Origin of the sequence: Salibacterium halotolerans (genome assembly GCF_900115625.1) — a bacterium.
In the GTDB taxonomy this organism is placed as follows: Bacteria; Bacillota; Bacilli; order Bacillales; family Marinococcaceae; genus Salibacterium; species Salibacterium halotolerans.
The window spans coordinates 1-22911 of sequence record NZ_FOXD01000026.1 but is presented as its reverse complement, the minus strand read 5'-3'; the positions used below and the strand labels follow the sequence as shown (position 1 = coordinate 22911).

At 39.7% G+C, this 22911-nt stretch carries 19 protein-coding genes; 16 read left to right on the top strand and 3 right to left on the bottom strand.

Going from position 1 to position 22911, the window contains the following annotated elements; translation table 11 throughout:
- Positions 1 to 261 precede the first annotated feature (261 nt).
- The 7 genes from BM124_RS16065 (at position 262) to BM124_RS16035 (ending at position 9553) form a co-directional block, all read left to right on the top strand.
- Positions 262 to 1500 (top strand): ABC transporter substrate-binding protein, encoded by a 1239-nt coding sequence (locus BM124_RS16065; protein ID WP_093339045.1) that lies wholly within the window; start codon positions 262 to 264, stop codon positions 1498 to 1500.
- A 93-nt stretch (positions 1501 to 1593) separates the two neighbouring features.
- The gene (locus BM124_RS16060) at positions 1594 to 4086 is read left to right on the top strand and encodes a hypothetical protein (RefSeq protein ID WP_093339044.1); all 2493 of its coding nucleotides are present in this window, start codon (positions 1594 to 1596) and stop codon (positions 4084 to 4086) included.
- Positions 4079 to 4945 carry a carbohydrate ABC transporter permease gene (locus tag BM124_RS16055; RefSeq protein ID WP_170841185.1) on the top strand — a complete coding sequence of 289 codons (867 nt, stop codon included), beginning with the start codon at positions 4079 to 4081 and terminating at the stop codon, positions 4943 to 4945. Before BM124_RS16060 ends, BM124_RS16055 begins: the two co-directional genes overlap by 8 nt.
- Positions 4945 to 5775, top strand: a complete 831-nt coding sequence (locus BM124_RS16050) for a carbohydrate ABC transporter permease (protein ID WP_093339041.1) — start codon at positions 4945 to 4947, stop codon at positions 5773 to 5775. Before BM124_RS16055 ends, BM124_RS16050 begins: the two co-directional genes overlap by 1 nt.
- A 46-nt stretch (positions 5776 to 5821) precedes the next feature.
- A complete protein-coding gene (locus tag BM124_RS16045) occupies positions 5822 to 8845 on the top strand; it encodes a glycoside hydrolase family 2 TIM barrel-domain containing protein (RefSeq protein ID WP_093339040.1) in 3024 nt (1007 codons plus the stop codon).
- Positions 8846 to 8945: 100 nt separating this feature from the next.
- Positions 8946 to 9248 (top strand): PTS sugar transporter subunit IIB, encoded by a 303-nt coding sequence (locus BM124_RS16040; RefSeq protein ID WP_093339038.1) that lies wholly within the window; start codon positions 8946 to 8948, stop codon positions 9246 to 9248.
- Between the two features lie 5 nt (positions 9249 to 9253).
- Entirely contained in the window at positions 9254 to 9553 is a 300-nt protein-coding gene (locus tag BM124_RS16035; protein ID WP_093339037.1) for a PTS sugar transporter subunit IIA, read from the top strand.
- 45 nt (positions 9554 to 9598) lie between these two features.
- Here the strand turns inward: BM124_RS16035 and BM124_RS16030 are convergent, their stop codons facing one another.
- Positions 9599 to 9991, bottom strand: a complete 393-nt coding sequence (locus tag BM124_RS16030; RefSeq protein ID WP_093339036.1) for a tautomerase family protein — start codon at positions 9989 to 9991, stop codon at positions 9599 to 9601.
- Positions 9992 to 10034: 43 nt separating this feature from the next.
- Positions 10035 to 10832 carry a DeoR/GlpR family DNA-binding transcription regulator gene (locus BM124_RS16025; RefSeq protein WP_212634975.1) on the bottom strand — a complete coding sequence of 266 codons (798 nt, stop codon included), beginning with the start codon at positions 10830 to 10832 and terminating at the stop codon, positions 10035 to 10037.
- Positions 10833 to 11002: 170 nt separating this feature from the next.
- Between BM124_RS16025 and BM124_RS16020 the strand changes: the two genes are divergently transcribed.
- From BM124_RS16020 to BM124_RS15980, 9 genes are read left to right on the top strand one after another with little or no spacing between them, the layout of a single operon-like run.
- Complete coding sequence (locus BM124_RS16020) at positions 11003 to 12475, top strand: CoA-acylating methylmalonate-semialdehyde dehydrogenase (protein WP_093339034.1); 1473 nt, start codon at positions 11003 to 11005, stop codon at positions 12473 to 12475.
- Positions 12476 to 12477: 2 nt separating this feature from the next.
- Positions 12478 to 13296 carry a 5-deoxy-glucuronate isomerase gene (iolB, locus tag BM124_RS16015; RefSeq protein ID WP_093339033.1) on the top strand — a complete coding sequence of 273 codons (819 nt, stop codon included), beginning with the start codon at positions 12478 to 12480 and terminating at the stop codon, positions 13294 to 13296.
- Positions 13275 to 14258 (top strand): 5-dehydro-2-deoxygluconokinase, encoded by a 984-nt coding sequence (iolC, locus tag BM124_RS16010; protein WP_093339031.1) that lies wholly within the window; start codon positions 13275 to 13277, stop codon positions 14256 to 14258. Before iolB ends, iolC begins: the two co-directional genes overlap by 22 nt.
- 6 nt (positions 14259 to 14264) lie before the next feature.
- Positions 14265 to 16184, top strand: coding sequence for a 3D-(3,5/4)-trihydroxycyclohexane-1,2-dione acylhydrolase (decyclizing) (gene iolD / locus BM124_RS16005; RefSeq protein ID WP_093339030.1), 1920 nt, complete (start codon positions 14265 to 14267; stop codon positions 16182 to 16184).
- Between the two features lie 21 nt (positions 16185 to 16205).
- Positions 16206 to 17231 (top strand): Gfo/Idh/MocA family protein, encoded by a 1026-nt coding sequence (locus BM124_RS16000; protein ID WP_093339028.1) that lies wholly within the window; start codon positions 16206 to 16208, stop codon positions 17229 to 17231.
- Between the two features lie 7 nt (positions 17232 to 17238).
- A complete protein-coding gene (gene iolE / locus BM124_RS15995; RefSeq protein ID WP_093339080.1) occupies positions 17239 to 18132 on the top strand; it encodes a myo-inosose-2 dehydratase in 894 nt (297 codons plus the stop codon).
- A complete protein-coding gene (locus BM124_RS15990) occupies positions 18133 to 19725 on the top strand; it encodes a solute:sodium symporter family transporter (RefSeq protein ID WP_093339027.1) in 1593 nt (530 codons plus the stop codon).
- Between the two features lie 14 nt (positions 19726 to 19739).
- Entirely contained in the window at positions 19740 to 20753 is a 1014-nt protein-coding gene (iolG, locus tag BM124_RS15985) for an inositol 2-dehydrogenase (RefSeq protein ID WP_093339025.1), read from the top strand.
- A 4-nt stretch (positions 20754 to 20757) separates the two neighbouring features.
- Entirely contained in the window at positions 20758 to 21597 is an 840-nt protein-coding gene (locus BM124_RS15980) for a class II fructose-bisphosphate aldolase (RefSeq protein WP_093339024.1), read from the top strand.
- 586 nt (positions 21598 to 22183) lie between these two features.
- On the opposite strand, the gene BM124_RS15975 is transcribed toward BM124_RS15980, so the two are convergent.
- Entirely contained in the window at positions 22184 to 22645 is a 462-nt protein-coding gene (locus tag BM124_RS15975; protein ID WP_093339022.1) for a carboxymuconolactone decarboxylase family protein, read from the bottom strand.
- Positions 22646 to 22911: the final 266 nt, after the last annotated feature.

The following is a 22911-nucleotide window of genomic DNA, read 5'->3' as shown; positions in this document are numbered from 1 at the left end:
CTTTCAGCAGCCGGCATCAAAAAACTATTTCCCGGGAAATAGTGTCGAATATTTAAAGACGGGCCATTTATCTTTGAAGTAAACGGGTGAAATACGGAGTGAACGAGAAATAATAAGTGATGCATTTATTTGCATATTAATTGATTAAGTTTTGATTAATTATGATTTTTAATTTCACTATAACATCAACAGTTGACAATAATATGAAAGCGGTTTATTATGAGGTGACAGTAAGCTTTTACTAAAAAGGAGGAGCGTTTAATGAAGAAAGGTATAGGGCTTGCGGCATTACTATTGATTGTTTTTCTTACGGCATGTGGCAATTCTGGAAGTAGCTCAGATAATTCCATTGAATTTTTAGTTTCTGGAGACAGCGTGGAAGGAAATGCGATATCAACAATGGCGAAGAAATACAATGAAGAAAATGATGCTAATGTCAAAGTCGTTGATGTGCCTTATGAAGACATGGCAACCAGGGTTACAAATATGGTCAGAGACGGGAACCCGCCTGAATTAATCAGAACTACAAAATTTTCACCGCTATGGCAGGATCAATTGTTGAATTTAGGGGAAATAGGAAAAGAGAGAAACGTAGATGAAAGTCTTTTTATAAAAGTAGAAAATGAAGTGAAAGCGTTACCATTAGATCTTACAGCCGTTGGAATGTTTGTGAATAAAGACTTGTTTGAAGAAGCTGGAGTTGAATATCCAACAAGTGAAGATGATATATGGACCTGGGAAAAATTCACTTCTTCCGTTAAAAAAGTAACAGAAAACACCAACGCGGAATATGGCTTTGTAATGGACCAATCAGAGCACCGTTTATTAACCATGTTGTATCAATTCGGAAGCGAAGGCATAAGACCTAATGGTAATGGTGAATATCAAGTGAATCAAGAAACCAACGAAGGAATAGAATTTTTCACGCAGCTTAATAACGAAGGTGTAATGCCTAAAAACGTATGGACTTCAGGAGCTAATGCAGCTTCATTGTTCAAAAGCGGAAGAGTAGCAGCATATATGTCAGGCAATTGGCAACTTCAAGATTTTTCTGAAAATATAACCAATTTTGAATGGGCTTCTGTTTATATGCCCAAAGAAGACACCAGAGCGACTAATTTAGGTGGAAACTATATTGTAGCTTTTGATGGTACAGGGAACGAAAAAGCAACCAATAATTTCATCAGCTGGCTTTACAAGAAAGAAAATCATGAACAAATGTCTCGAATTGGTGGGTACTTACCTGTTGTTGAGAATGCTGAAGTGAATTATCAGTTTGCACAGGAGAGTTTTGAAATATATCAAAATGAAATTGATGCATCGGCGGAAGTATCCTCATATATGCAGACAGAAATTGTTGCAAAGCAATTAATAGCTGAAGAAAGTACTAATAACGTATTACGTGAAGAAGTGATTGGTGTCTTAAATAACGATAAATCAATAGAAGAAGCTCTTAATAATACGACTGATGCCTATACAGAAGCATATGGTAACAATTAATTTGGATTGAACTGACCTAAGTCTCCACGAACCAACTGTAACATAATAATAGATGTTTGAAGTTGGTTCGTGGATTTATTTGGAGGAATTATTATGTTGAATTATTACCATTTTAATATTAATAACGGGGACAAGTTAAACAGGTGGATGTACTCGGGTCCATACAATATTCCTTTTGATTCTGATCCTGCCGTTTTTTATGAACCAGTAAATCTAACGGAAGAATATAGACAAGTCGAATATCCATTGCGAAGTCAGTATCTTCAACAGAGAAAGGAAAAAGAATATCCTGAAACGGAGGGATTTGAAAATGTTTATTTTCCATTTGAGAGTTCGAGGTTTGATTTTTCCTCTTTTATTACAACTCCTCATGTTTTAAAAACTTACGCTAAAACATTTATTAAAACGAATGAAGAACAAACCCTTTCATTTAGAGTAATTACCTGTGGGAGTGTCGATATATGGGTGAATAAGAAGCATCAAGTGAAATTCTCTCCCTTCACAAGAAATATTCCTTCAACCGAAAATATAAACTTATCCCTTCAAGCAGGAGAAAACGAAATCGTTGTATTGCTGGAAGATTTAGCAGAGCGCGATGTAAATTATTACTTTGAACTAATATATAAGGATCATAGAGAATTAGAAAATTACTTATTGGTGAATGAAGATCCAATTAAAATAAGAATGGCAGAAGAGTATTTGGACCAGCTGCATTTTGAAAAGGACATATATATAAACGAAGAATTAACATTAATATCTCCCTCTTCTCCGGATGCATCTCTGGATTCCAATATGGTAGTGGAAATAAATAAAAACAAACTGATTAATCCAGTGTTCACAACAAACCAATCTTCTCCTAAATTCGGCATTAAGTTGGACGATAACAAAGTAATAAATATGGGGAAAAGTCAAGATTATAATTTGTCAGGTTTGAATGAATTCACTTTCGGAATTCGAGTTTCAGATAATTTATATGTGTATAGAACTCTCGCTGTATCGTTGTTTATGGAAAGAGAAATGGTGATGGAACCACATTGGAAGTTGGACACAAGGAAAAGAAAAGCTCTTAAATACTTTGCAAATTTAGACCAAAAGGATTTAAATGTTGGAATAGCAAAATTAATGTATTTTAACTATTTGGATAACAGTACAGAACAAGCTTTACGAAGCTGTTTTGAAGAAGTTGAGCAGAAAGAAGATTGTGCAGATTTTAGATTAGCTCCGTTACTAGCTGTTTTTCAAATGAAAAACTCTCTTTTTCCTAAGCAGTTACAAGAGGATATCAAGCGTTTATCTTTAAATTTCAGATATTGGATAGATGAGCCCGGTAATGATGTCATGTGGTATTTCAGCGAAAATCACGCATTTTTATTTCACGTTTCTCAATATTTAGCTGGACACTTATTTGCTGAAGATGTGTTTCAAGTAAGTAAGAGAATGGGATGGGAACAGCGCGTGCTTGGAAGAACACGCTTGCTGCATTGGTTCGATAACTTTTTTGAATACGGTTTCGCAGAGTGGAATTCAACTACGTATCTTCCAATTGATTTAATTGGTTTTTACAGCCTTTACGAATCTGCCCCTGATAAGGATATTCAGGAATTAGCAAAAAAAGCTTTGGATAAAACGTTCAAAGTGATAGCTATTAATATGCACGGAAAAACGATGGCGTCTACTTATGGGAGAGTCTATGAGCATGACTTAAAAGCAATGGAAAATAGTGAAATTTCTAACATTTCCTGCATCCTTTGGGGAGAAGGTTATTTCAATCACTCTTTGCGCGCGCCGGTTTGGTTCTGCCTGTCAGAGTATACCCCGCCGGAATATCAGGACATTGTCCGAATGGAAGACAATCAAGCAATGCTTGCCGAATATACACAGGGTATAAAGCAGATATATTCATATGTATACAAAACTAAAGAATATTCATTAGCTGGAGCCATGAATATTTCGCCGAATGAGAAAGGTCATCAGCAGCATGTAATGAACGTCTCCCTTGAAAATGAAAACACTACGATGTGGATTAATAATCCTGGAGAAACAGCATTCAGTGGGAAGAATCGCCCAAGTTTCTGGGCTGGTAACGGGCGTTGCCCAATCATTAGACAACATAAAAATATAATGATAATGAAGTACAAATTTCAAGATGATGATTATAAATTCACCCACGTATATTTACCTGCATGGGATATGGACGAAGCGAATTTATCTGAAAATTGGTTATTTGTGCGTAAAGGAGATGCTTATGTCGGCATGTATTCAGAGACAGGATTTGTGCCTGTAAAGGAAAAAGCCACTAGTTGTCGTGAAGTACGATCTTATGGTTCAGAGCAGCATTATGTAATTAAATGCTCGTCACATAAAGAAGCAGGGGCTTTCAAAGATTTTATGGAGAAACTTTCAAACAGCAGAATCAAACACAATTCAAACGAATTCTCCATCGAAGACTTCCAGTATGGTGATCTGAAGTTAAGTGAAGAAAATGAGCTTTATATCAATAGACTATTAAAAAAGTATTCTTCAAATCAAGATGTTGAATACAAAAAGTTAAACATAGACAGTGAAGGGGGTGAAAAAGTTGATTAAAAATCAAAAAGCTCTATGGGCCTTAGCCTTTATAGGCACTAACTTAATTTTATTTATCATTTTCTTTTTAGGTCCTGCCCTTTTAGGGTTATATTATTCTTTCACTGATTATTCAGGTATCAGCGCATCATTTATCGGACTGAATAATTATATTCAATTATTCCAGGATGGAAGCTTCTATGGTGCATTGTTCAGAACTATAGTTTATGCCGGTATAGGTGTTCCACTGATTTACTGTGTATCACTAGGAGTTTCTTTGTTGCTGACAAGTTATAAAACAAGGGGAAAAGGATTGGCCAAAATTGCTTTTTTCTTTCCATGGCTGATTTCTCCTATTATTGCAGGTGTAATATGGCGTTGGTTATTTGGTGAAAGCTTTGGCTTCGTGAATTTCATTTTAGAAAATTTGGGTTTGAGCACAGTGTCATGGTTTTCGAATGGAATTATGGCTTTTGCCGTTTTGTTTTTTGCATCGGTTTGGATTGGTACAGCTTTTAATATGCTTTTGTTTATGAGTGCGTTGGTTAATATTCCTGGCACATATTATGATGCTGCGAAAATCGATGGTGCAAATACTATACAAAAGTTTTGGCATATTACACTGCCGGCTTTAAGACCTACTTCATTTATGGTGATTTTGCTCTCTGTCTTTAATTTAATGAAGGAGTTTCCCCTGGTTCAATCCCTTACTAACGGCGGACCAGGCTCCGATACAACACTGTTGGTTCAATATATTTATGAAACGGGTTTCAACAAATTGGATATAGGATACGCCAGTGCGGCTTCTATGATTTTATTTGTACTATTATTGGTGTTTTCTCTACTGCAACTTCGAAGTGAAAAAAGGTGGCAAAACTAATGTTGAAATTTAAAGAAAATCAATCTTCCATTTTTCTCACCGTTTTGATGTATGTCATGGTTTTTCTTTTTATATTTCCGATACTATGGCTTTTGTTAAGTTCCTTTAAACCCGGCGGGGAATTATTTGATTATCCTTTAAGTTTTCTGCCGGAAAATCCTACTGTTGAGAACTATGAATATGCCTGGACAACTATGAATTTTGTCCGTTACTTTGTGAATACCGCTATTGTGACTGTCGTGACGACAGTACTCACTATTTTAGCGAGTGCGTCATGTGGATTTGCACTTGCAAAATATAAGTACAAATGGTTGAGTGTGTTTTTTATATGCATATTGGCTACAACTATGCTTCCAACAGAAGTGATTATGAATCCGACCTTTACTGTTATTCAAACTTTGGGGTTGTATGACAGCCTAGCTGGATTAATTGTTCCATCGATTAGTACAGCAACTGGAATATTTATGTTTCGCCAATTCTTCTTGACCGTGCCGGATGATTTACTTGAATCTGCCAGGATAGACGGAGCAAGTGAAGGTAAAACATTTTTCCGATTAATGCTCCCCATCTCAAAACCTATAATCATCACATTAGCAATTTTCTCCTTCCAGTGGCGTTGGAATGATTATATATGGCCACTTATAGTGATAAGCAGTCCTGAGAAATATACACTGCAGATAGCATTGAGAAATATAGTCGGTGCCAACAGTATTGATTGGCCACTGCTGTTATCTGCATCTGTTATTTCCATCCTGCCAATGGTTATTTTATTCTTTGTGTTTCAACGTTACATTATGGATAGTCAAGCGACCTCAGGTTTAAAAGATTAGTCTCAACCAAGCAGCATAACATATTGTTAAGTGAAGGAGATTGACTATGCTGAGAGATTGGGAAAGCATGACAACGTTGCAGCGAAACCGTCGACCGTCGCGTGCTTCATTTGTGTCCAAAGATAATGCCGGTGATAGAAAGAATATCAAGTCGTTGAATGGAGAGTGGAAATTTTATTATGCGTTATCACCGGAGCAGGCACCGGAACATTTTTTTCAACCTGACTTCACCGATATAGACTGGGATACACTTATGGTACCTTCACATTGGCAGCTCCATGGTTACGGTACACCACATTACACAAATATTGTTTATCCGTTTCCAATTGATCCCCCGCACATCCCGTCCAATAATCCAACTGGGTGTTATCGGCTAACGTTTACTATGGAACGTGTTCCTGGAGACCACCATGTATTTTTAACGTTTGAGGGCGTGGACAGTGCTTTTCACATCTGGATGAATGGAGAAGAAGTCGGGTACAGCCAGGGCAGTAGAATGCCAAGTGAATTTGATATTACATCTTTCGTGAAGGAAGGTGAAAATTGCTTAGCAGTACAGGTTTATCAGTGGTCAGACGGAAGTTATATTGAAGACCAGGATATGTGGTGGCTCAGTGGTATTTTTCGTGATGTTTATATTCAAGTAAAGCCTTCAATTTATATAAACGATTTCTTTGTACGCACTTTTCTTGATGATGAATATAAAGATGCTGTTTGTAAAATAAATGTACAAACCAATGACAAAGATCAAGAGCATGACGTTGAACTCTATTTATATGATGGTCACAGCGAAATAGGTTTTACAAAACTTCCAGTCAGTCAAACAGGAGAAGATGCAGAAATTGAAGTGAAAAATCCCCGGAAATGGTCAGCTGAAATTCCTTATCTATATCAATTGGTTATAGTCATTAAGAATAGGAATAATACAGAAGTGGACAGGGTTGTGCAGTATGTTGGTTTCCGTTCTGTAGAATTAAAAGATGGACTTTTTCTCGTTAATGGTGCTGCAATCACTTTAAAAGGGGTGAATCGTCATGATCACGACCCTGAAACTGGGCGCGCAGTAAGTGAAGCGCGCATGGAAGAAGATGTACGTTTGATGAAACAGTATAATATTAATGCCGTGCGTACTGCGCATTATCCAAACTCTCCGGCATTTTACGATTTATGTAATCGCTATGGGCTGTACGTGATAGACGAAGCGGATTTAGAATGCCACGGATTTAATATAATTAGTAATTGGGGTAAGCTGAGTCAGGAGCACCAATGGGAACCTGCTTTTATTGATCGGATAGAACGCATGATTGAACGTGATAAGAACCACCCATCTATTATCATGTGGTCACTTGGAAATGAGTCCGGTTTTGGTTCGAATCATAAGGCTATGGCAGAATGGGCCAAAAAGCGCGATCCGGACCGTCTCCTTCACTACGAAGGTGAGATCAGAAAATTGATGGATGAAGCATCTGCTGAGGAAAAAGCAACCATTGAACCAACTGTTTCTGATGTGTTCACCACCATGTATACAAATGTTGAAGATTTGGCATTAATCGGTTCACAAAAGGATTACAACAAACCTCATATTTTATGTGAATATGCTCATGCAATGGGTAATGGACCAGGGGGACTTAGAGAATACTGGGATACGATTCAAAGATACGATAGACTGCAGGGAGGATTCGTGTGGGAATGGATAGATCAGGGGATTTTAAGCGATGCCGGTGACGGTAGTGATTATTTTGCTTACGGCGGTGATTTCGGGGAGTATCCACATGACGGAAACTTTATTATTGATGGCCTGATATTCCCGGACCGTACGCCTTCACCAGCCCTTCGGGAATATAAAAAAAATATTGAGCCGGTACGGGTTGAGAAGGATAAAGATGAACAGTTTTGGTTTGTGAACGAGTATGATTTTCTTGGTACGGGTCATTTAATATTTCGATGGCAGGTTAACATTAATGGAATGATTGTCGAATCCGGTGACATAAAAAATGTGTACGTTCCTCCTCATTCATCGCAGTTGATCAGCATACCTTTCAAAACGAAAGAAGCAGCTGCAGCACAAGAGGTAGTGATGATAGTGGAATGTATGCTGAAAGAAGGTACATCATGGGCTGAAGAAGGTCATATTGTGGCGTGGAGTGAACATGTGCTGCAGGAAGCATCTATACCTGAAGAAACAGGGGTAACACCTGCAGGGAATGAGAAGCTTGAAGTGACTGAAACATCCTCAGAATGGGAGATAAGTAATCACGTTGTACATTTTAAATTTTGTAAACAGACAGGAATGATGATTCACTGGAAACAAAATGACGAGATATTAATGGAGCGGGGTCTTAAACTAAACTTATGGAGGGCGCTGACAGATAATGATTACTTGGCGCAGAATAACTGGGGGACACAAGGGTTAAATTATTTGCATACCCGCTGTAAAAGCGTAGAGCTGACCAGGATTGATGCAGCAGTACAAATGACAGTAAAAGAAACTGTCGCTGCCCCGGGATTGGATTGGGCTATGGACGTATTATGGAAATATTACATAAATGCGATAGGAATTATTGATGTAGACATTACGATTGAACCACGGGGGAATTATCCTAAAACAATCCCGAGGGTCGGTGTTGAATTCATTGTACCTAAAGCACTCCAACAGATAACCTGGCTTGGTCTGGGACCAGGGGAAGCTTACCCAGACAGCCGTGAGTCTGTTCGAAGAGGTGCGTGGACTGCGATTCCTTCTGACCTGTCAACACCTTACGTTTATCCACAGGAGAACGGAAATCGTCATCAAGTAAGACAAATGGTAATGCAATTTGATTTGTACTCTTTAACTGTTCAGGCACTGGAGGAAAACTTTGACTTCACCATACAGGAGTATACCCAGAAAAATATAGAGCAGGCTAAGCATCAGTACGAGTTGATAAAACAGGACCACTTTATCGTTAATATAGACCATAGAAAGCATGGATTAGGATCCGCTAGTTGTGGACCAGATGTACTTGAAAAATATCAGTTATACACACAGCCGTTCCATTTTAGATTTCGTCTGTCTTCCGGCAAAAAATAGCGTATAACTGCATTTCTAATTGATTTTGCCGCTTTAATTGACATGATACAAAACAAACTATACATTTGAAGGTGATAAACTAGCTCAAGGAGGAATTAGATTGAAGGATATTATTGTTGTATGTGAGGCAGGCATCACAACAAGTTTAATGGTTAAAAAATTAAATGAGCTGGTGGAAGAAAATCAAAAAGATTTCAGCATCCGCTCAAAAAGCACAGAAGAAAGTCAGAATTATGTTAAAGGTGAACAGGTAGATGCTGTACTGCTCGGTCCGCAGGTTCATCACAAAATAGATGAATACAGAAATGCGACGAATGCTCAAGTTCTCACAATATCAGTCCAGGATTATAATAATATGGACGTTTACAGTATCTTCAATCAATTGACGAAAGCTTTATCGTAATTATCATGGATACAGCTTTATTTATGCCCTTAATAACAGAATCTGCCCAATCCAAAAGCTGTGCATTCCAAGCGTTGACATATGCCAAAAATGACGATGAATCCGGATACCATGAACATTTGAAAAATGCTCAGCAGCATCTGATTAATGCACATAAGAATCAGACAGATATTTTGAGTTTAAATGCGCGCGAAACAGCAACAGAAGTTGATGTGTATCTTGTTCACGCTATGGATCATGTATCTAATGCACAAATGATCTATGATTTGATTCAGGAACTGGCAGATATTCATTTGAAAAAATAAATCCATGCTCTGCTGCACAGTGCATGGATTTATTTTTTTGAATATCTAATGTAAATCCCCCGTTAAAAAGTGGGCTTTTCCCTCTCCGAAGCTCCAATGTTCATCTTCATTGGTTGTGATAGAGACCATCACATCGTTTGGCAGAATAGCACAGTGGTTCTCAAGAGCTGAAACTAAATGGCGGTAAAAGGAAGTGATTTCATGTTCAGTGCGTTTTCTGGTGAAAACGTGAATAAGTACGAAATCTTCCGTTCTATCCAGGTCCAAACCTGTATCCTGCATAATCATATGACTTGTTTTGTGTTCATGTACAATTTGGTAGCGGTCCCGTTCGGGTACCTGGAAAGCATCGATCATGACACTGTGGGTCACGTCTAAAATATTTCTTATATCTTCAGGCGATCTTCCTTCATACAAGTGAAATTTTAACAATGGCATTATATTTACACCTCGCTCCTTACAAAATCAATTTAACCATGCTTCAGACTGTGATTAGTGTTTTGTCTGCATTCACAATATAATCGGCAAATCCCTGTTCAATATCAGCATCTGTAATAATAGCTGAAATGTGTTCCAAATAACAATAAGTGAACAAAGAGTTTTTTCCGAATTTAGACGAATCGATCAATAAATACACCTCATTTGCCCGTTCACAAACGATTTTTTTGATACGATTTTCCATAAAGTCTGAGTTGGAGGCGCCATTGTGGGCAGAAAAGGCAGTGGCGGACATAAATGCTTTATTGATATTGAATTTCGTAATGGTTTCATCATCAGTTATGCCTGTAAAAGACTTTGTCGATCTTTTGTACGTTTCTCCTATGACCATCAAGTGGATATTAGGATATGCAATGGCTTTATTAATAACCTCCAGGCTGTTAGTGATTAACGTAAATTCAATCTCCTGTGGCAGCGAGTCCAGAATGGAATGGGTTGTGGTGCCTGAGTCGATGTAGATAATATCATATTCTTCGATAAAGTCTGTACAATATTGACCGATTTTCTTTTTCTCCGCGTAATGGCTGATATTTCTTTTTTCATATGAAGTTGTGACAGAGGTGTTATTATTATAAACGACTCCACCATAAACTTTTTTTACAATATCCAATTTTGCCAGTTCATTAATGTCACGTCTTATCGTATTAATCGAAACATTAAAATGATTTTTTAGTTCTTCTAAAGAGGCCTGATGATTTTCTTCCAAATAATCTTCAATTTGATTTAGACGTCTTACTTTGATACAAACATCCCCCTTATCTAACGCGTTATTAATGTTCATATATATAGTATTCTACCATAGAATGATAGCTTATACATAATTAATCTAAAAAGTTAATCAAAAGTTACCCAAAATATAATAAACAGTTGACTTTTTATTATATTTTTTATAATATATACTCACAAATTAATCATAAAATTGTAAGCGATTGCTTAAAAGGAGGCTGTTTAATGGAAAAAATAAAAGTATTGAGAAATTATGTGAACGGAGAGTGGGTGGAAAGCAGCAGTAAGGAAACAGAAAATGTTTATGATCCAGCCACGAAAGAAGTAATGGCTGAGGTCCCGCTTTCTTCGAAAGATGAATTAAATCAAGCAGCTGAGGCAGCACAGAATGCCTTTGAAGATTGGAAAAACACAGCTGTACCTAAGCGTGCACGAATTTTGTTTAAATTTCAACAACTTCTGATGGAACATAAGCAGGAGTTAGCAGAAATTATTACAAAAGAGAATGGGAAAAGTGTAAATGAATCGCTGGGTGAAGTGCAGCGGGGGATAGAAAATGTTGAATTCGCTGCCGGTGCGCCGACGTTAATGATGGGGGACTCTCTTTCATCCATTGCTTCGAACATTGAGGGAACCAATTATCGTTACCCGGTAGGAGTGGTTGGTGGAATCACGCCTTTCAACTTTCCGATGATGGTTCCCTGCTGGATGTTTCCGATGGCACTGGCGACAGGAAATACGTTTGTAATGAAGCCTTCTGAAAAAACGCCATTATTAATGGAAAAGTTGGTGGAACTGCTTGAGGCTTCCGGTCTTCCAAACGGAGTGTTTAACGTTGTGAACGGAGCGCATGATGTGGTGGACGGTATTCTGGAGAATGAAAATATCAAAGCTGTTTCATTTGTGGGCTCGAAACCGGTTGGTGAGCATGTTTATAAGAAAGGCACAGATAACTTAAAGAGAGTACAGGCACTGACCGGCGCGAAAAACCATACCATCATCCTAAATGATGCGGATGTAAATCAAGCTGTCAAAGAAGTAATAGGAGCTGCGTTTGGATCTGCCGGGGAAAGATGCATGGCAGCGGCGGTTGTAGCAGTAGAAGACGGAATTTATGATGAGTTTGTACAAAAACTTAAAACGGAATCTGAAAATATTAAAATGGGACATGGACTGGATGAAGGTGTTTTTCTAGGTCCGGTGATCAGAGAGCAGAATAAAGAGAAAACAATCCACTATATTGAAAAAGGTGAAGAAGAAGGAGCCAGCTTGTTGTTGGATGGCAGAGAAAATCAGTCAGACGACGGTTACTTCATCGGCCCTACTATTTTTGAAGATGTGAAAACAAATATGACGATTTGGAAAGATGAAATCTTTGCACCTCTTTTATCTATTGTAAGAGTAAAAGACTTAAAAGAAGGAATAAAGACAGCAAATGAGTCGGAATTTGCAAACGGTGCATGCTTGTTTACGGACAGCGCATCGAGTGTTCGTTATTTTCGTGAAAATATTGACGCCGGCATGCTGGGTATTAACCTTGGTGTACCAGCCCCAATGGCGATTTTCCCGTTTTCCGGTTGGAAATCTTCTTTCTTTGGGTCGCTGCATACGAATGGAAAAGATGGTGTGGAGTTTTACACCCGCAAAAAAGTTGTTACAGCCAGACACCTTGAACCTACTTTTTCCGAGGAGGAATAAACATGGCAGAGTTATTGTATAAAAAGCAAAATAGTATCATCGCTGATGGTGTAACGTTGGTTCAGGATCTCAATCCATCTAACTCCGACTTGGAGTATGTACAATTTAAGCTTATTGAAATGGAAGAAGGGTCGAGCTTTCAGGAGAGCTTGAGTAACACGGAATTATGCGCAGTTATTCTTACAGGAAACGTAGATGTTGTTATAGACGGACAAACCTACAGCAATCTCGGAACAAGACAATCTGTATTTGAGAAAAAACCAACAGACAGTATTTATATACCATCTTCTAAAGAATATCAAATCCGGGCTGGTAAAAACGTTAGAGTAGCACTGTGCTATGCTGTTTCCAACGCTGGAGGTGAACCTGCCGTCATCAGTGCGGATACGATTGAAAAAGAGCACAGAGGAAAATATTCAAATAAGCGTCATGTACACAACATCCTTCCGGATAATGTGGACATACCAGAGAAGCTGCTGGTAGTGGAAGTATATACAGACAGCGGTAATTTTTCAAGTTATCCACCGCATAAGCACGACCAGGATAATCTACCTGAAGAGTCGCTGCTGGAAGAAACGTATTATCATGAGATTAACCCACAGCAGGGCTTTGTTTTCCAACGCGTATACACGGACGACCGATCATTGGATGAAACGATGGCAGTCGAGCACCAAAACAGCGTAGCAGTTCCAAAAGGGTATCATCCAGTGGGAGTACCGGATGGATATGATCTTTACTATCTTAATGTAATGGCAGGCCCGAAGAGAAAGTGGAAGTTTCATAATGATAAAGATCATGAATGGATCTTGGAAAGGGACTAGAAATGATGAAAAAAAATTTGATTACATTTGGCAGAGCAGCTGTAGACCTTAATGCAACAGAATATAACCAAACGATGGAAGAAACCATGACATTTTCAAAGTATGTAGGTGGTTCCCCGGCCAATGTCGCTATTGGTACTGCCAAGTTAGGTTTAAATGTAGGTATGATTGCAAAAGTTTCGGATGATCAACATGGAAATTTTGTATTAGATTATATGGTCAAAGCTGGTGTGGACACACAATATATCACAAGGGATACGGAGGGCCGGAAAATCGGCTTAACATTCACAGAGATTAAAAGTCCGCAGGAAAGCAGCATCTTGATGTACCGTGACAATGTGGCAGATCTTTACTTGGATGTGAATGATTTTGATGATGAATATATTCAATCAGCGGAAACTCTGCTTGTTTCCGGAACATCGTTAAGCCGGTCCCCTTCCCGGGAAGCAGCTTTACACGCTATAGAAACCGCCAAACAGAATAATGTAGAAGTAATAGTTGAACTGGACTACCGCCCCTATACATGGAAAAGCGATGTAGAAACGTCTATTTACATGACCATGGCAGCCAGACGGGCAGATGTAGTGATTGGCACGAGAGATGAATTTGATGTTTTGGAGAATAAAGATAATCAGTCTGATGAAGAATCGGTTAAAAATTTGTTCCAATATGATCCTAAGCTGATTGTCGTAAAACATGGAGTGAAAGGGTCCAAGGCGTTCACAAAAGAAGGAGAAGTTATAGAAGGCGATGTTTATAAAACTAAGGTGTTAAAAACTTTTGGTGCAGGAGATTCCTTTGCATCAGGCTTCATTTACGCCTTGAAGAAAAATAAAAGTATTCAGGAAGCGCTTAAATATGGAAGCGCTGCTGCCTCTATTGTAGTATCCAGACATAGTTCGTCTGATGCAATGCCAACGGTTGAAGATATTGAAACATTGATTCAAAAGCATGAGGAGTGAGGCGGTATGTCAAAAACCATAAAGTTAACCACTTCCCAGGCACTCGTCAAATTTTTAAGGAACCAATATATTAATTTTGACGGTGAAGAAATGCCATTTGTCGAAGGAATATTCAATATTTTTGGACACGGAAATGTACTCGGGATAGGTCAGGCCATGCAGGAAGAAGCCGGAGATCTTAAAGTCATTCAGGGAAAAAATGAACAGGGAATGGCGCAGGCAGCGGCAGCATTTGCAAAAGAAAATTTCCGTAGAAAGATTTTTGCGGTTACTACATCCATAGGCCCGGGATCTGCAAACTTAGTAACAGCAGGTGCAACGGCACTAGCGAACAATTTACCTGTACTGTTTCTGCCTGCAGATACATTTGCCAACCGTCAACCTGACCCCGTGCTTCAGCAGATTGAACAGCACCACAGTCAGAAAATTACAACGAATGATGCCTTAAAACCTGTATCCCGTTACTGGGATAGAATTGAGCGTCCTGAACAGTTAATGAGCGCTCTTCTTAGAGCATTTGAAGTACTGACAAACCCTGAAACGGCAGGACCTGTGACATTGTCTATCGCGCAGGATGTGGAGGGAGAAGCATTTGAGTTTGATGCTACGTTTTTCAACAAACGTGTGCACTATATAGATCGTGTTGTCCCCTCTGACGATGCCGTACTTCGCGCTGCTTCGACTTTGAAAAAGGCTGAAAAACCTTTAATAGTTATTGGGGGAGGGGCGAAATACTCATTGGCAGGTGAGGAGATTGCTGCCTTTTCACATGAGCGTGGTATAGGAATTGTCGAAACACAGGCTGGAAAATCCACGGTGTCCAGCAGTCATCCATATAATCTGGGCGGGGTTGGAGTAACCGGAACCCTGGCAGCGAATAAAGCGGCACAGCAGGCAGATGTCATTATAGGAATTGGGACGCGCTATACAGACTTTGTTACATCCTCCAAGACGGCATTTAACTTTGAGGAAGCGTCGTTTATTAATATTAATGTGAGCCGGATGCAAACATATAAGATGGATGCCGTACAAATTGTTGGTGATGCGAAAGTATCGATTCAAAAGCTGCACAATATGCTGGGTGACTATGAGAGTGCTTTCAGTGATGAATTGATGGAATACAAAAACGAATGGGATACGGAAAGAAAGCGGTTAGCCGGCATTCAAGTGAATCTGGATGATGATCATTATCAACCTGAAGTCTCTGATTCATTGAGTCGTGAGCAGTTAAAAAAATATGCAGAAACGTTGGAGACCTCTTACGCTCAGTCAACCGCGTTAATCAAAGTAAACAAAACTGTCGATCCGTCAAGCTACGTCGTAACATCTGCTGGTTCACTTCCGGGTGATATGCACCGCATTTGGAACCCAACTGTTAAGAACACGTACCACGTTGAGTATGGATACTCTGCTATGGGATATGAAATTGCCGGAGGTCTGGGAGTGAAATTAGCACACCCCGATAAAGAAGTATACAGCATGGTCGGGGATGGAAGCTTTTTAATGCTTCACTCTGAACTTGTTACTGCTCTTCAATATAATGTAAAACTAAATATTGTCTTATTTGATAATGCTGGGTATGGCTGCATCAACAACCTTCAAATGGGGCATGGCAGTGACAGCTTCTGCACGGAATTCACCGGGGAAGACGGAGCAGTACTGAATATTGACTACGCTGCAGTCGCGGCAGGATACGGAATGAATACATTCACAGCCAAAAACAATGCAGAGCTTGAGCAGGCGTTGAAACAGGCGGAAAGCAGTGAAAAATCCACGCTCATCCAAATCAAGGTACTTCCTAAAACAATGACCGATGGGTATGAAGATTTTTGGAATGTAGGTATTGCAGAACATTCAAACAATCCAAATGTAATGCAAAAACTTGAAGAAGTAAAAGAGATGAGAAGCCGTGCCAGACAATACTAATAACTTAAAGAGGGATCACGTGTGGACACAATCAAAATAGGTGTAGCGGGGTTAGGCCGGCTCGGCCTGATCCATGCTCACAACATTGCCGGTATGAAGGGTGTCGAATTAACGGCTGTTTCAAATTTGGATAATACCGTAAATCAACAGACTAAGGAAAAATATGATATTTCTTATACTTATACAGCGTATGAGGATATGATTCAAAACGAGGAACTGGATGCGGTATGCATCGTCACTCCTTCGGGTTTTCATCCTGATCATATCTATAAAGCATTAAGGAAAAATCTCCATGTTTTCTGTGAAAAACCTATTGGGTTGGATATCAATGAAGTAAGAAATATGATACCGGTCATAGAGCAAAGTAATAAGGTATTTCACTTAGGGTTTATGAGAAGATATGATGCTGATTATATGTACGCCAAGGATATGATTGATAGAGGAGACATCGGTGAAATATCTATTATCCGATCATATGGGCTTGATCCCATAGAAGGGCTGGATTCCTTTGTAAAGTACGCTGCAAAAAATACCAGCGGGGGTATTTTTTCAGATATGAGCATTCATGATATAGATATTATCCGCTGGTACACTGGTTCTGAAATAAAACAAGTGTGGGCGATGGGGAACAATAAGGCGGCACCGTCATTATCAGAACTTAACGAAGTAGATATTGGAACCGCCACAATGAAGCTTGAAAATGGAGCTATAGCTTTTGTAGCCGCGGGTCGTACGGCTAATCATGGATATCATGTCGAAACGGAAGTGATAGGGACAGAGGGAATGCTGCGTATTGCTGCTACGCCGGATAAAAACAAGGTAACAGTTTTTGATAATAATGGTGTGATCCGCCCGACTTCACAAAACTTTGCCGAACGATTTAGAGAATCGTATGTGAAAGAGATAGAAGAATTTGTTCGATGTATCCGGAACAACGATAAACCGGAAGTCAATGCCTGGGACGGACTGCGGAGTACAGAGGTTGCAGCAGCCTGCCAAACGTCATTGGAAGAAGAGAGACTTGTTGAAATCCAATATGAAAGGTGATGCTGAGATGGGATCCATTCAGCTGGGATGTGCACCAATAGCATGGACTAATGATGATATACCTGAACTGGGAAAAGAAAACACGTTTGAACAATGCATCAGTGAAATGGCACTGGCAGGATATGAAGGGACAGAAATAGGAAACAAATATCCTGAAAATGCAGATATGTTGAAGGAGTATCTGGATTTAAGAAATCTTCGGACAGCAAGTGCATGGTTCAGCTCGTTTCTAACTACAAAGCCGTTTGAGGAAGTCAAAACAGAATTTATTAAACATAGGAATTTCCTCCATGCGCTGGGAGCTAAAGTAATTGTTGTTTCTGAGCAGGGACAAAGTATCCAAAAGGAGGACCTTCCGTTGTTTGAATATAAACCAGTTTTTTCTATAGAAGAATGGAAGCGCTTAATAGATGGGCTGCAGCATTTAGGAGAATTAGCTGGAGAAAAAAATATGTCCATTGTTTATCACCACCATATGGGGACTGGTATCCAAACAACAGAGGAAATCATTCAACTTATGGAGGAAACAGATCCATCTAAAGTAAGTCTACTTTATGATACCGGGCATCTGGCGCTTTCTGGAGAAGATCCGCTATATATATTGAAACGATATTTTAAACGGATTAAGCACGTTCACTTCAAAGATGTCAGACGTGATGTAGCAAATGAAATCATTAAAAAAAATGACTGCTTTCTCTCCGCTGTTAAAAAAGGAGTCTTCACGGTTCCTGGTGACGGATATATTGATTTTCATCCGATTATGGATTACTTGCGTGAACATGATTATTACGGATGGGTGATAGTGGAAGCTGAGCAGGATCCAGCGAAGTATAATGCGTATGAATATGCACTAAAAGCTAAGAACTATATTGATAATTTGGAAGTGAAGGGAGGACTATAATTGAATTGGTTTTCGATCTTAAGCTTTGTCCTCATTTTACTGGCTATTTACTTTTATTCTTACACTAAAAGTAAAAACGTGGACAAAAAAGATACAGAAGGATATTTTCTCGGTGGAAGATCTCTTGTAGGGACGACAGTTGGTATGTCCATTATCATGACCAATCTTTCAACGGAACAACTTGTTGGGCAGAATGGACAAAGTTATGTCGCTGGTATGGAGGTTATGGCGTGGGAAGTAACGGCAGCAATAGCTATTGTTTTATGTGCCTGGGTTTTTCTTCCTAAGTATTTTAAATATGGTGTGAACACCATATCTGATTTTATTGAAGTTCGTTACGATACAACGACAAAACGCATTGTGTCCATACTGTTTATGTTTACTTATGTGGTAAGTTTCATGCCGGTAGTACTTTATTCAGGATCACTGATCTTTAATAATATTTTTAATATAGAAGAATATCTTGGTGTAAGTTCTATGACTTCCACTGTTATAATTTCTTCCTGCATCGGTTTGATTGGTGTTATATACCTGTTTGCCGGCGGTCTATCGTTGATTGCTCACAGCGATGCTATTTATGGAGTAGGGCTTATCGTAGGAGGACTGGCTATTACGGTGTTAGGGTTTATCACCATCGGAGATAATAACTTTCTTAATGGTGTTGACCGATTTGTTACAGAATCCTCCAATAAATTGAATGCATGGGGAGATATAACTTCAGATATTGTTCCATGGCCGACGCTTTTCTTTGGGATGCTTTTCAATAACTTGTACTTCTGGTGCACAAACCAAATGATTGTGCAAAAAGCCCTTGCTGCGAAGGATTTAAAGGAAGCGCAGAAAGGAACAATGTTGGTTGGATTTTTTAAAGTATGTGGAGCCTTTTTCTTAGTGCTGCCCGGGATTATTGCTTATAACTTGTTCGGCAGCGGTATGGAAATGGACCTGGCCTATCCGGCATTGGTGAATGAAGTGCTTCCCACCTGGTCCTACGGAATTTTTGGAGCTGTTGTATTTGGAGCGATTATGAGCTCTTTTATAGGATCGCTGAACGCTACCGTTACATTGTTCAGTCTTGATTTCTATAAACCTATCATAAATAAACGGGCTGACAACCGTGAAACAGCGAGGATGGGACGTACTTTAACCATAGTAATCGGTGTTATGGTAACTGCGATTGCTCCTTTTATTTCATTGTTCCCGCAAGGACTGTTTGCTGTTATTCAGGAATTTAACGGCTTGTACAGCATGCCGCTTCTTGCGATTATTCTGATAGGGTTTTACTCTAAGAAAACCTCAGCTTTTGGAGCAAAAGCAGCGTTTGTGTTTCATGTTATCACGTATTCGTTATCGAAAGTACTTATCCCGGAAATACATTATCTGTACGTTTGGAGTGTGCTGTTTTTTGTTGACTTGGCTATTATCTACATCTTTAGTGTGGCCAGGCCTGAAAAACTGGATTTCGAATTTGATAAATATACCAGCAAAACCGATTTAACGCCATGGAAGCATTCTAAATGGATTGGTGCTTTGATTTTACTAACTGTTGTTGTTATGTATACGGTATTCTCACCACTTGTATTAGCAAAATAAAGGAGAAATGAAAGATGGATAAAGCAGTAGTAGGGGTTATTGGGGCCGGCCGCATTGGTAAACTCCATATGAACAATCTGAAAAGGAATCCTGATGTGAGATTGAAAATGGTTTCGGATCTGTACGCTGATCATCTTCACGAATGGTTTCAAACGAGCGGAGTGGAAGAAATCACAACCAATTATGAAGACATTTTGGAAGATGAGGAGATCAATACGATATTTATATGCTCGCCAACGAGCACACATGCAGATTTGATAAAAAAAGCCGCCGATAAGAAAAAGCATATTTTTTGTGAAAAGCCAATTAGTTTCAGTGAGGACGAAACACTTGAGGCCTATGAAAGAGTGAAGCAGGCGGGCGTTATTTTTCAGATAGGTTTCAACCGGCGTTTTGATAAAAACTTTTCTGAAATGAGAAGTAGAGTGTCGGACCAGAAAATCGGGGATATGCATATTCTGAAAATTACTTCAAGAGATCCCAATCCCCCCCATCCAGACTATATACAGTCTTCCGGCGGATTATTTATGGATATGTCCATACACGATTTTGATATGTCCAGGTATCTATCCGGTTCTGAAATAGTGGAAGTATCTGCCCGCGGTGCGAATTTGGTCGATCCAGCTATTGGAGAGAAGGGTGACATCGATACAGCAGTAATAACACTGACGTTTGAAAATGGAGCATTGGGAGTCATCGATAACAGCAGAGAAGCTGTGTACGGTTATGACCAGCGTATAGAGGTATTCGGTAACAGCGGAGCTCTGGTAGCTGATAATGAAACTTCGACAAACTTGAAATACTACCATAATCAAACCGTAGAAGCGGATCTGCCTCTGCATTTCTTTCTGGAACGATACAATGACTCTTTTATTGTTGAAACCAATCAGTTCATTGATTGTATTCTGGGAGGCAGAGAAGCAAGTGTTTCATTTAAGGATGGCATCATGGCGCAACGCATCGCGCAAGCCTGCCAGGAATCTTTGGATACACAAAGACCGGTAAAAGTTAATCGGGAAATTGGGTGATAAAATGTATAATATACTTGATGAAGCGTTTGAAAAAAGATACGCCGTCCCACAATTCAATATGAATGGTTTAATATGGATGGAAGCAATACTGAAAACTGCAGAAAAATGCCGTGCCCCGGTTATTGTAGGCACCACCGATAAAATTGTCGACCAGCTGGGAGGCTTTCGTCTGCTTGCTCACACTTTTCATGTTATGAAAGAGGAGCTCGGAATAACAGTACCTGCTGTTTTGCATCTGGACCATGGTCAGGCAGTAGAGCGGTGTTATGCAGCAATCGATGCAGGTTATGACTCTGTCATGTTTGATGGTTCAAAGATGCCAATCGAAGACAATATAGCGTATACACAGAAAGTAGTAGAATACGCTCATGCAAATGATGTAACCGTCGAGGCGGAAGTAGGAAGTGTCGGCGGTAGTGAAGATGGAATATCGAGTGAACTTCTTTACGCAGATCCGAATGAATGTATTCGGCTTGCAGATGAAACAGGTGTCGACAGTTTGGCTCCAGCCCTCGGATCTGTACATGGTAAGTATCAGGGTGAACCGAATTTGGGATTTCTCCAAATGGAAGAGTTAAGAAAAGCAATTGATATTCCTTTTGTGCTTCACGGTGCATCTGGTATTTCGAATGATGAACTGGAGCAAACAATTTCTTACGGACACGCCAAAATTAATTATAATACCGAGTTGAATATTGCATGGTCCAACGCATTGCGTCATAAACTCATGGAAGAAAGAGAATTATATAATCCTATGGAAATTTTAAAGCCAAGCAAAGAGGCATTGAATCAGACCACTGAAAAAGTTTTGAAACGAACAGGTGCATATCAGCGGGCATAGGTCCAAAGTACGATCTGTTTCGTGGAGTCGTTGTACTGTTCGAGGAAGATGAAATGCAAGCACAACGAAAGTGTAAAAAGACGTCTGCTTCGTTACTAATGCAGGCGTCTTTTTTGGATTTTGCCTTACAAAACAATATATCCTTTAGGTAGAACGCGCAAAAGGAGGCTGCTTTGCGCGCTCTTCGTCCCATGCGGCCAAATTAAGGAGCAAAAACACTGTAAACGTAAGTATGAATGGTTCATAGGACAGTTTGGCCGGCTGCGTCCTCAGTCAAACGCAACTTACAACACTTCATAACGACGTTTATCGTACATGCGAACTGGCTAAACGTAACTAGGAGCAGAAAATGATACTATTCAGGAGTTTTGACAGCAGAAAAGAAGTACCCAGGCCGACTCCATCATTCCAATCGGCCGCAGACGAATATACAATAGACTTCAAATAAGCAGAAAGGGCATTATGATTTGTTCATAATGCCCTTTTTAAGGCAATGCGGATGGACGGAGGGAGGCTGCGCCATTCGAGTTCTTTCAGCAGGCGGAAAGTGTGGAGTATTTTCGGCAATGACAGAAGCTTGTGTCATTTATTCTGCAGCTTTTGGTTTATACGCTCCGGGAACATTGTTATTTGAGATCGCCAGGCGGTTCCAGCTGTTGATAGTGATGATGAGAAAGACCAGGTCTATATATGCTGTTTCGCTGTAATGTTGTAGTACTTCTTCATACACTGCATCCGGTACCCCGTCTTCAGAAATGAGTGTTACGGCTTCGGTGAGTGCTAACACGGCTCTTTCTGCTTCACTGTAAAAAGGGGATTCCCTCCAGGCGTTCAGGCAGTAGATTCTCTGTTCCGTTTCCCCGGCAGCCCGGGCATCTTTGGTGTGCATGTCGAGACAGAAGGCGCAGCCATTGATCTGCGAGGTTCGTATTTTGATCAATTCAATCAACGTTTGATCAAATCCGGTTGTGTCTTTGTAATCCTCCATCTGCTTCATCGCCTTCAGTATCCCCGGGTTTGTTTTGGCATAATTCACTCGTGCTTTCATTAACAATTCCTCCTTCAAAATGATAGGCGTTCACCTATAAAGACAAAATAGAGAAGGAATGTGTGACAGGCATAGGCATTTTTTATAACATGTCGATATTTTCGTGATTCAGGTCTGTCCAGCGGCGGTTTTGCACTTTTCGTCATACGGACGGAAAGAGGGGGAAGCACACACTAGTCTTGCAAACAACTTCCTTATAGTATCATTTATGGGTTATTTTTCATTTACAAGCCTAAAAAAATCTCCTATTGTAGAGGGATAGACTT